Origin of the sequence: Cryobacterium sp., from assembly GCF_026786305.1 — a bacterium.
Taxonomy (GTDB): domain Bacteria; phylum Actinomycetota; class Actinomycetes; order Actinomycetales; family Microbacteriaceae; genus Cryobacterium.
Genome location: NZ_JAJAYI010000068.1, coordinates 45,149 through 55,780 on the forward strand (window position 1 = coordinate 45,149; position 10,632 = coordinate 55,780).

6 protein-coding genes are annotated in these 10,632 nt (G+C 67.1%); 2 read left to right on the forward strand and 4 right to left on the reverse strand.

From position 1 onward, the window contains the following. Positions 1–117: 117 nt before the first annotated feature. From LH475_RS07910 to LH475_RS07925, 4 genes are all read right to left on the reverse strand, one after another. Entirely contained in the window at positions 118–1,755 is a 1,638-nt protein-coding gene (locus LH475_RS07910) for an ABC transporter ATP-binding protein (protein ID WP_297413287.1), read from the reverse strand. Next, entirely contained in the window at positions 1,752–2,540 is a 789-nt protein-coding gene (locus LH475_RS07915; RefSeq protein WP_196844013.1) for an ABC transporter permease, read from the reverse strand. Before LH475_RS07915 ends, LH475_RS07910 begins: the two co-directional genes overlap by 4 nt. Positions 2,541–2,617: 77 nt before the next feature. After that, the gene (locus tag LH475_RS07920; protein WP_297413289.1) at positions 2,618–3,595 is read right to left on the reverse strand and encodes an ABC transporter permease; all 978 of its coding nucleotides are present in this window, start codon (positions 3,593–3,595) and stop codon (positions 2,618–2,620) included. Continuing rightward, complete coding sequence (locus tag LH475_RS07925; protein WP_196843953.1) at positions 3,580–5,238, reverse strand: ABC transporter substrate-binding protein; 1,659 nt, start codon at positions 5,236–5,238, stop codon at positions 3,580–3,582. The genes LH475_RS07920 and LH475_RS07925 overlap by 16 nt, the downstream gene beginning before the upstream one ends. Before the next feature lie 457 nt (positions 5,239–5,695). Between LH475_RS07925 and ileS the strand changes: the two genes are divergently transcribed. After that, the gene (gene ileS, locus LH475_RS07930; protein ID WP_297413292.1) at positions 5,696–9,112 is read left to right on the forward strand and encodes an isoleucine--tRNA ligase; all 3,417 of its coding nucleotides are present in this window, start codon (positions 5,696–5,698) and stop codon (positions 9,110–9,112) included. Positions 9,113–9,197: 85 nt separating this feature from the next. After that, positions 9,198–10,568 (forward strand): folylpolyglutamate synthase/dihydrofolate synthase family protein, encoded by a 1,371-nt coding sequence (locus LH475_RS07935; RefSeq protein WP_297413297.1) that lies wholly within the window; start codon positions 9,198–9,200, stop codon positions 10,566–10,568. The last annotated feature ends 64 nt before the right edge of the window (positions 10,569–10,632 follow it).

Sequence of the window (10,632 nt, forward strand, 5' to 3'; positions counted from 1 at the left end):
GTTCGTTATGTTCGGCACCGTGTCGATGGTGAGGTGCCTGAGTGCGCCCATTCAATCTACCCGATCGGGCCTTCTTCCCAGAATAGGGGCTTCCCCGGGCGCTCGAATGCACCCGGTTCAGGCTGGCAGGCGGGGCACGGCGGCGAGTAACTGCGCGGTATACGGATGCTGTGGCGCGGCGAACACACGCCTCGCCGGCCCGCTCTCCACGATGCGTCCCGCCCGCATGACAGCGATCTGGTCGCTGACATGCGCCACGACACCGAGGTCGTGCGAGATGAAGACCAGACTCAGAGCGTGCTCCCGCTGCACGTCGTCGAGCAGATCGAGTACCTGGGCCTGCACACTCACGTCGAGGGAGGAGACGGGTTCGTCGCAGATGAGAATCTCGGGTCGGGCAGCCAGCGCCCGGGCGATGCCGACCCGCTGCCGCTGCCCGCCGGAAAGCTCGAGCGGGCGTCGGGGCAGAGCGGAAGCGGCGAGGCCCACTTCGTCGAGCAGGGTGGTGAGCCGCGCCGTCGTCTGCGGCGCGCGGCGCTCATGCCGCAAGCCCAGCGCGTCGGTGAGGATCTCGGCGACGTTCCAGCGTGGATCGAACGAGCCGAGGGCATCCTGATAAATGGCCCCAACGGATGCCCGCAGCCCGCGCCGGGTTTTCTCGCCGGCCGCGCTCCACGGCTGGCCGCGCACCTGTACCTCGCCGTGCTCAGGTGCCAGGAGCGCGAGCAGGAGGCGCGCGGTCGTGGTCTTGCCGGAGCCGGACTCGCCGACGATTCCGAGGGTGCTGCCACGGTGTAGCGCGAACGAGACGTCGTCGACGGCGAGCTGTCGGCTGCCGTCCGGGCGACGAAAACTCTTCGACAGGCCGATGGCTTCGAGCACGACGGTGCTCTCGCGGGGAAACGGTGTGGACAAAGCGCAGGTCGTGCCGGGGGCATCGGCCGGGCGGGCCGTGAGAGACAGCCGGGTGCCGCGCGGCTTGTCGGTCGGGATCGCCGCCACCATTCGCCGGGTCTGCTCCTGCCGGGGTGACCCCAGAACCTGTGCGGTGCCGCCGGTCTCCACGAGCCGGCCGTCGTGCATCACCGCTACCCGGTGCGCGATGCGGCTCACCACGGCGAGGTCGTGACTGATCAGCAGTATCGCGGTGCCCGCCAGGGCGATCTGCTCGAGCAACCCCAGAATCTGCGCCTGCACGGTCACGTCGAGGGCCGTCGTCGGTTCGTCGGCGATGAGCAGCGGCGCCTCCACTGCGATCGCTGCGGCAATGAGCGCCCGCTGGCGTTCGCCGCCGGAGAGCTGCCCGGAAAGTTTGCGCACCTGCAATTCGGGGTCAGGAAGCCCGACGGCCTCGATCAGCTCGAGCACCCGCCGTACCCGCGCTGCGGCACCGAGGGTGGTGTGCAGGCGCAGCGAGTCGGCGATTTCCCGACCGATCGGTCGCAGCGGATCGAGCGAGACCAGGGCATCCTGCAGCACGAGGCCGACGTCCTTGCCGCGCCGAGCCCGCCAGGCGCGGTCGGTCAGGCCCAGCACGCTGCGCCCGCCGAGCTCGAGACGGTCGGCGGTGACGTGGGCGTTCGCCCCGGCGAGCCCGAGCAGGCTGCGCGCGGTCACGCTCTTGCCCGAGCCGGATTCGCCGACAATGGCGAGGCACTCGCCCGGGGCGATGTCGAAGGACACACCGTGAACGACGGGTTCGGCCGCGCCGAACACGACTCGCAGATTGCGCACGGTCAGCGCTACCTCACTCATGCGTGCCTCATTCGACGGTCGATGCTGCGGCCTAGCACCGTGGCGGTCACGGCGGTCAGCACGATGAACAGGCCGGGAAAGAAGCTCATCCACCAGGCCGAGGTGATGTACGTGCGCCCGGCCGAGAGCATGGCGCCCCACTCCGCGGTTGGCGGTTCGGCGCCGAGGCCGAGGTAGCTGAGCGTTGCCGCCCAGACGATGGCCTGGCCGATGCCGAGGGTCGCGAGCACGAACAGGGGCGCGAGGGTGTTCGGCAGAATGTGCCGCAGCAGAACCTGCCATCGGGTGCGGCCGAGCACGGTCGCCGCCTCGACAAACGCGGCCGAGCGCACGGTACGGAGCTGGGCGCGAATGATGCGGGCGTAGCCGGGCGCCGTCGACAGCCCAACGGCGATCGTGGCGGTCGCTACGCCGGGTCCGAAGATGACGATGAACAGCAGTGCCAGTAGCAGCCCGGGAAAGGCGAACAACACCTCGAGAAACCGGTTCACGGTGAAGTCGACGACGCGGCCGAGCATTCCGGCGAGGGTGCCCAGCACGATGCCGAGCCCCAACCCGATCACCGTGGCGGTGGCGCCGATGACGAGCGAATACTGGGTGCCGTGCACGACCCGAGTGTAAATGTCCCGGCCCGATTCGTCGGTGCCAAAGCCGTGTGCGAAATTCGGCGACTGAAACGCTGAGAGCGGGTCGATGTGGAGGGGATCGCCCGGGGCGAGAAGCGTAGGCGCGACCGCTGCAACCAGCAGGAACAGGGCGAACACGCCGGCTGCTCCTTCGGCCACGCCGAGGCGCCGCGCCGGGCCGGCTTGCCGTGACTGGCTGGAGTGGGCCGCAAGCTCGGCCTGTACCTCGAGGTCGCTCACAGGAGACGCAATCGGGGATCGACCAGGCGACTGGCGGCATCCGTCAGCAGCGTCATCAGAATGTAGGTGACCGCGACGATCATCACGACGCCGATCACCACCGGAACGTCGCGCAGGGTGACCGCATTGAGCAGGGTGCGGCCGAGGCCGGGACGAGCGAAAATGGTCTCGACGACGACCGCACCGCTGATCAGCGAGCCGAAAGCCCACCCCGATAGGCTGATCGCGGGCAGCGAGGCGTGGCGCAGCGCGTGGACCCAGCGCACTCCACGCTCACTCTCGCCGCGGGCGCGGGCCGACAGCACGAACGGACTTTCCAAGGCGACCTGCAGCGATTCACGCATGATCTGGCCCAGAAAGCCGGCGAGGGGAACAGCCAGGGTGAGCACCGGCAGCACCAGTCCGGCGACGCCGCTGGTGCTGATCGGTGGCAACACGCCCAGCCAGATACTGAACACGACGATCAGTGAGGTCGCGAGCCAGAAATGCGGTAGCGCTGCCGCGACGATTTCGAGGCTCGACCCCACCCGAAAAGCGATCGTGCCGCCGCGGGTCGACCAGGTGGCGAGAGCCAGGGCGAGCAGCCAGGCCAGGGTGAGGGCGAGAACGGCCAGCAGCACGGTGCTGCCGAGCTGGCTGAGCACGAGCGGGCCGACATCCATGTTGAGTGCGTAAGACCTGCCGAGGTCACCGGTGGAGAGTCGACCGAGTTGGGTGAGGTACTGCACGATCACGGGCTGGTCGAAGCCGTACTCGGAGCTCACCGCCGCGAGGGCTTCGGGCGAGGCCTGCGATCCGGGGCCGCCGAGCACCGCCTGGGCGGGGTCGCCCGGAATGAGCCGCACCGCAAAGAAGGTCACGGAGGCCACCGCCCACAGCACAAAGACCGCGCCACCCAAGCGGGCAGCGAGTCGGCCGAGCACCCGCAGGACCACCCGCAGCGTGGCCCCGCGGGGACCTACCGGTTCAGCCACGCGTCGTACAGCGTGGGCACGGCCACGGTCGGCAGGGTGCGCAGGCCCACCACGTCGCTGCGCAGCAGGTAGTGGTTCTGCTGGTCATAGAGCGGCAGGATATAAAAGCCCTCCAGGATGCGGTTCTGGGCGTCGGAATAGAGGGACGCGCGCGCGGCGGGATCCGTTGCGCGGGCCGCCGTCGTGAGCAGCTCATCGATTGCGGGGTCGTTGACCTGCGCGAGATTGGCGAAGTACCCGCTCGGCGCCGGCACGATGCTGGCGGAGTGGTACAGAATGCGCAGCACGTCCGGGCCGACCTTGGTGTACGGCGCGCTCACCGCGTCGTAGTCGTTGGCGGCGAGGGCGGCGTACCAGCTGGAGAGGTCCAGGGGGCGAAGTTTCACGTCGAAGCCGGTCTCCTTCGCCGTGGCCTGAATCTGCTCGAACACACTCTGCTCGGCCGGGATGGACTGGTTGGTGCTCACCGGAAACTCCACCGTCAAGCGCACGCCATCTTTGACGCGGTAGCCGTCGGCATCCGTTTCGGACCAGCCGGCCGCATCGAGGAGTTTCGCGGCGGCAGCAGGGTCGTAGTCGAACAGTGCGGCATTCGAGACGGCGGTGGCTTCCACACTCGACAACGCCGAGTACGACCGGGTAGCGGTGCCCAGGAACAGGCTCGACACGGCGTCGTCGACGTTGGCGGAGCGCATGAATGCCTCACGAACGCGCACATCGTTGAAGGGGGCCCGGCCCGAGTTCAGTTCAATGCGGTTGGAGGCCCCCGGGCGCGGTGAATCGAGATGCTCGAGGGAATCGCTCTGTTTGGCTTGCACGATGGTGTCGGGCTGGGCATTGTCAATCACGTCGACCTCGCCGGACTGCACGGCCGCGTAGCGGGAGGCCGAGTCCGGGATGAAGCGCCAGATGACCTTGTCGAGGTAGGCAGGGCCGGAGTGGCCGGCATCCGCTGGCGGGGAGACGTAGTCGTCATTGCGCACGAGGGTGATCGCATTCTGCTTCACCCAGCTTTCCACGATGAACGGGCCGGTGCCGACCGGGGCGGCACAGTTCTCGTCCTGGCTGCGTTCGAGCGCCGTCGGTGATTCGATCGCGAGCCAGGGCTGGGACAGCGACTCCAGCAGGGCGCTGTCGGGCGCGCTGAGGGTGAAGCGCACGACGGTGGGGGAGACCGCCTCGGTGCCGGTGACCTTGCCGAGGGCGAGATACCCGGTTGACGACAGTGTCGTCGGGTCCTGTACGTGTGCAACGTTGGCCTGCACAGCGGCGGCGTCGAAAACCGTGCCGTCGGTGAAGGTCACGTCGTCACGCAGGGTGAAATCCCAGGTCAGGCCGTCCTCGCTCGCCGTCCACGACTCGGCCAGCCAGGGGATGATCTGCCCGTCGGTATCGCGGGAGACGAGCGACTCCAAATACTGCGCACTGATCAGGGCCTGGGGAAAGTTTCCGCCGACGTGCGGGTCGAGGCAGCTCGGTTCGGCGTCGCCCGAGGCGTAGGTGAGCGTGCCGCCGCTGATCGGTTCACCGACGGGTTTGTCTGAGCCGGTCGCGGTGCAGCCGGCCACGAACAGGCCAAGGGCCACGATGCCGGCGGTGGTGGCGAGAAGGCGGCGGGTACGGGCGGGGTGCCGAAGGGGCATAAGGATTCTCTTTCCCCGGCGGGTGCACGCCGGGCATTTGGTCACAGGGGTTCGGTGCGGGGCACTCCTCAACGTTAGGCCACGTCGGGCGAATGGGGGACAGGCGGTATCCCGGCTCATCGATGGCAGTGACAGGACCGGCCGGCATTCGATAGGTGAGCACCGCGTAGCTCAGAACAGATGAGTTCGGGTTGTTCATCCGGTACGATTAACGCGAATGACAGTGACCCGGCCATCACCGGGAAGTCTTCGGAAGAACGGATGCCCACCCTCGGGTGGACATTCCAGTAGAACCGAACGAGTCGGGCCCGTTACAGCCTGTGAATAAGCGGTCGGTCGTGGGTTGAGCGTGTCGAAACCACGGGTGGCAAGCGAGGTGGTACCGCGGCGATTTCGACAGAATCGTTCGTCCTCGTGGAGCAGGGCCCCAGTGACCCGTCCCGGTAGGAGAAGCATTTTGTACCCCAAGAGCCGTAACGCCCCGAATGGTGACGAGACCACGACCGGCGCGGCCATCGTGCCGTCCCCGAACTTTCCCGACCTCGAAGCCGAGGTGCTCGCGTTCTGGAAGAGTGATGAAACCTTCCAGGCCTCAATCGACTCGCGCGACGGTGCCGAGGAGTGGACTTTCTACGACGGGCCGCCCTTCGCCAATGGCCTTCCGCACTACGGCCACCTGCTCACCGGCTACGCCAAAGACCTGTTCCCGCGCTTTCAGACCATGCGCGGCAAGCAGGTGCACCGCCGTTTCGGCTGGGACACCCACGGCCTGCCCGCCGAGCTCGAAGCGGAGCGCAAGCTCGGCATCACCGACAAGAGCCAGATCGAAGAGATGGGCCTGGCCGCGTTCAACGCCGTCGCCCGCGAGTCGGTGCTCGAGTACACCAAGGACTGGGAAGAGTACGTCACCCGCCAGGCCCGCTGGGTTGACTTCGAGAACGACTACAAGACCCTCGACATCACCTTCATGGAATCGGTGATCTGGGCGTTCAAGCAGCTGCACACCAAGGGCCTCGCGTATGAGGGGTACCGGGTGCTGCCGTACTGCTGGCGCGACCAGACCCCGCTCTCCAACCATGAACTACGTATGGACGACGACGTCTACAAGATGCGCCAGGACCAGACCGTCACGGTCACCTTTCCGCTGATCGGTGCCAAGGCCGAAGCGCTCGGTCTCACCGCGGTGCGCGCCCTGGCCTGGACCACGACCCCGTGGACCCTTCCGACGAACTTCGCACTCGCCGTGGGCCCTGAAATCGTCTACGCCGTCGTGCCGGCCGGGCCGAACGGCACGCCCGATGCCGAGGTACTCAGGGAAGGGGCCGACGTCTCCGCCGAGGTGCTTGGCGCGGAATACCTCATCGCAATCGACCTGGTCGGCAACTATGCCACGGATCTGGGCTATGACGCGGCGGCCGACGCCACCGCATCCGTTTCCCGCACCGTGCTCGGCAGCGAGTTGGAGGGCGTCAGCTACGACCGCCTGTTCGATTACTACGCCGACGAATCGGTCTGGGGCACCCAGAACGCCTGGCGCATCCTTGTGGCCGACTACGTCACCACGAGCGACGGTACCGGCATCGTGCACCAGGCTCCCGCCTACGGCGAGGAGGACCAGAAGATCGGGGAGGCCGCCGGAATCCCCGTCATCCTCTCGCTCGACGATGGCGGAAAGTTTCTCAGCGACATTCCCGAAGTGGCCGGCCAGCTCTGGAGCGAGGCCAACAAGCCGCTCACCGCGCTGCTGAAAGCCAACGGCCGCCTCATCCGCCAGGCCAGCTACGAGCACTCCTACCCGCACTGCTGGCGCTGCCGCAACCCGCTCATCTATAAAGCCGTCTCGAGCTGGTTCGTGCGCGTCACCGAATTTCGCCCGCGGATGGTCGAGCTCAACCAGGAGGTGAACTGGGTTCCCGAAAACGTGAAAGACGGCCAGTTCGGTAAGTGGATCGGCAACGCCCGCGACTGGTCGATCAGCCGCAACCGCTACTGGGGCTCGCCCATCCCGGTCTGGAAGAGCGACAACGCCGACTATCCCCGAACGGATGTCTACGGCTCGCTCGACGAGATCGAGGCCGACTTCGGCGTGCGCCCCACCGACCTGCACCGCCCCTTCATCGACGAGCTCACCCGCCCCAACCCCGACGACCCCACCGGCCAGTCGACGATGCGCCGCATCACCGACGTGCTCGACGTCTGGTTCGACTCCGGCTCGATGCCGTTCGCCCAGGTGCACTATCCCTTCGAAAACCGGGAATGGTTCGAAGCGCATAACCCGGCCGACTTCATCGTCGAGTACATCGGGCAGACCCGTGGCTGGTTCTACCTGCTGCACGTGCTCTCCACCGCCCTGTTCGACCGGCCGGCTTTCAAGAACGTGGTCAGCCACGGCATCGTGCTCGGTAACGACGGCCAGAAGATGAGCAAGTCGCTGCGCAACTACCCCGACGTCAGCGAGGTCTTCGACCGCGACGGCGCCGACGCCATGCGCTGGTTTTTGATGAGCTCGCCGGTGCTGCGCGGCGGCAACCTCGTCGTCACGGAGGAGGGCATTCGTGAGGGCGCCCGCCAGGTCATGCTGCCGCTATGGAGCACCTGGTATTTCTTCTCGCTCTACGCGAACGCGTCTGGGCCGAACGGTGAAAGTAGCGCGGGCTACGACGCCACCTGGCGCACCGATTCCACCGACGTGCTCGACCTCTACCTGCTCGCCAAGACCCGCGACCTGATCGTCGGCGTCACGGCCGACCTCGAAGCCCTTGACAGCACGGTCGCCGCCGCGCGCCTGCGTGACTTCGCCGACGTACTCACCAACTGGTATGTGCGCCGGTCCCGCGACCGGTTCTGGGGTGGCGCTGCCGACGGAGCCACCGCCCACGAAGCCTTCGACACCCTCTACACCGTTCTTGAAACCGTCTGCCGGGTCACCGCTCCGCTGCTGCCGCTTGTCACCGAGCGCATCTGGCAGGGCCTCACCGGCGGCCGCAGCGTGCACCTCGAAGACTGGCCCGATGCCACCCTGTTTCCCGCCGACGAGGTACTCGTCACCGCGATGGACCAAGTGCGCCTGATCAGCTCCACCGTGCTGTCGCTCCGCAAGCAGGCCGGCCTGCGGGTGCGCCTTCCGCTGACCAACCTCACCGTCGTTACGGGCAACACCGCCGAACTTGACGCGTTTGTCGGCATTTTGCGCGACGAACTCAACGTGAAAACGGTCACCCTGATCGAGCTCGAAGATGACAGCGCCGCCGCCTACGGGGTCACGAGCAAGCTCGTCGTCAACGCCCGCGCCGCCGGACCGCGTCTCGGCAAGCAGGTACAGCAGGTCATCAAAGCCGCTCGTGTCGGCGACTGGAGCGAGACCGACGGCCGTGTCACGGCGGGCGGGATCGCGCTTGAGCCGAACGAGTACGAGCTGACCCTCGAGGCGAACAGCTCGGTCGAAGACGGGGCCGCAGCGCTCGCCCTACTGCCCGGCGGCGGTTTCGCGCTTCTCGCGACGCGCACCACGCCCGAGCTCGAGGCCGAGGGCTTCGCCCGCGACCTCATTCGGGCCGTACAGGACACCCGCAAGTCGGCCGGTTTTCACGTGAGCGACCGCATCCGTCTCGATGTGGTGTTTCAGAACGAAGCGGATGCCGACTCTTTCGACCTCGCCGGCGGGGTCGATGTGGCCGCCGAAACCCTCGCCACGAACTTTTCCACCCACCGCCCGTCGACCGGGGAATTTTATGCCGAGTTGCCGTCGGAGTGGTTGGAAGCCCGAGTCGGCGCTCCCGTCGAACACTACGTGCGGTTCGAAGCCGACCACTATGTCAATCTGGGCGCCGTCATCGTGGCCGTCGCACGCGTGAACGGAGCCATCCTTGTCTGAGAACGACACCCCCGAAGCACAGAATAACGACGCCGACAGCGCCGACTGGAAGAACATCACCGGGCGCGGCGACGACGAGGAGCCGATGAACCAGCCGGCCCCGCTGGACGCTTTCCGCGAGGCCGGCGATGCCGTCTTCGCCGAGCTGATGCAGCGGGTGGGGGAGGCTCAGCCGCAACCGCGCCTCGCGCCGACCCGCCGCGCCCTCGACTTTCTCGGTGACCCGCAGAACTCGTATCCGATCATTCACCTGACCGGCACCAACGGCAAGACCAGCACGAGCCGCATGGTGGAGAGCATCGTGCGGGCCTACGGGTTGCGCACCGGCCTGCTGACCAGCCCGCACCTGGTGCGATTGAACGAGCGCATCGTCATTGACGGCGAGCCGATCAGCGACCAGATCCTCGCCGCCAACTGGGCCGACATCCAGCCCTACCTGCAGCTCGTCGACACCGAACTCGAAGCAGCCGGCGACGTGCCGCTGACCTTCTTCGAAGCGCTCACCGTGCTCGCCTTCGCGTGCTTCGCCGACGCGCCGGTCGATGTTGCCGTGGTCGAGGTCGGTATGGGCGGCGAGTGGGATTCCACCAACGTCGCCGACGGGCAGGTTGCCGTGTTCACGCCGATCGCGCTCGACCACACGCAGCGCCTCGGCAATACCGTCGCCGAAATTGCGCGCACCAAGAGCGGCATCATCAAGCCGGCGGCATCCGTCGTCTCTGCAGCCCAGAGCCCTGAGGTTCAGGCTGAACTCGATCGTGCCGCCGAACTGAGCGAGTCCACCCTCGCGCGCGAGAACGAGGGCTTCGAACTGCTCTCGAGCACCGTCGCCGTCGGCGGCCAGGTCATCTCGGTGCGCGGTCTCGCCGGCACCTACAACGAGCTGTTCCTGCCGCTCTACGGCACCCACCAGGCCCACAATGCCGCGGTCGCCATTGCCGCCGTCGAATCGTTCCTCGGTGCGGGCAGCCAGGCGCTGGTCGGTGACCTCCTCGCCGAAGGCCTCGGCACCACAACCTCGCCCGGTCGCCTGCAGCTCGTCGGCATCGAACCGACCGTTCTCGTGGACGCCGCGCACAACCCGCACGGCGCCACGGCCCTCGCCGCCGCGCTCGAGGCTTACTTCGACTTCACTGAAATCGCCGTGGTCATCGGAATCCTCGCTGATAAGGACGCGCAGGGCATCGTCTCGGCCCTCACGACCCAGGTCGACCGGTTCTACGTGACCGAGCCGCACTCCGAACGTGCCGTGCGCGTGGACGACCTCGCCGACAACATCGCCGAGTGGACCAACCACCAAGCCATTTTTCGCTTCGACGATGTGGCCGCGGCCCTCGACAGCGCCCGCGAGTGGGCCGCCGAGGCGCCCAGGCGCGCCGTGCTCGTCACCGGGTCAATCGTGCTCGTCGGCGAAGCGATCACCCTCGCCGCCGCCGGCGAATGGATGGAGAAATGAGCCTCGCTGCTGACGGTGCAACCCCTGATGACACCGGCGCTGAAAACACTGGCGCTGAAAACAC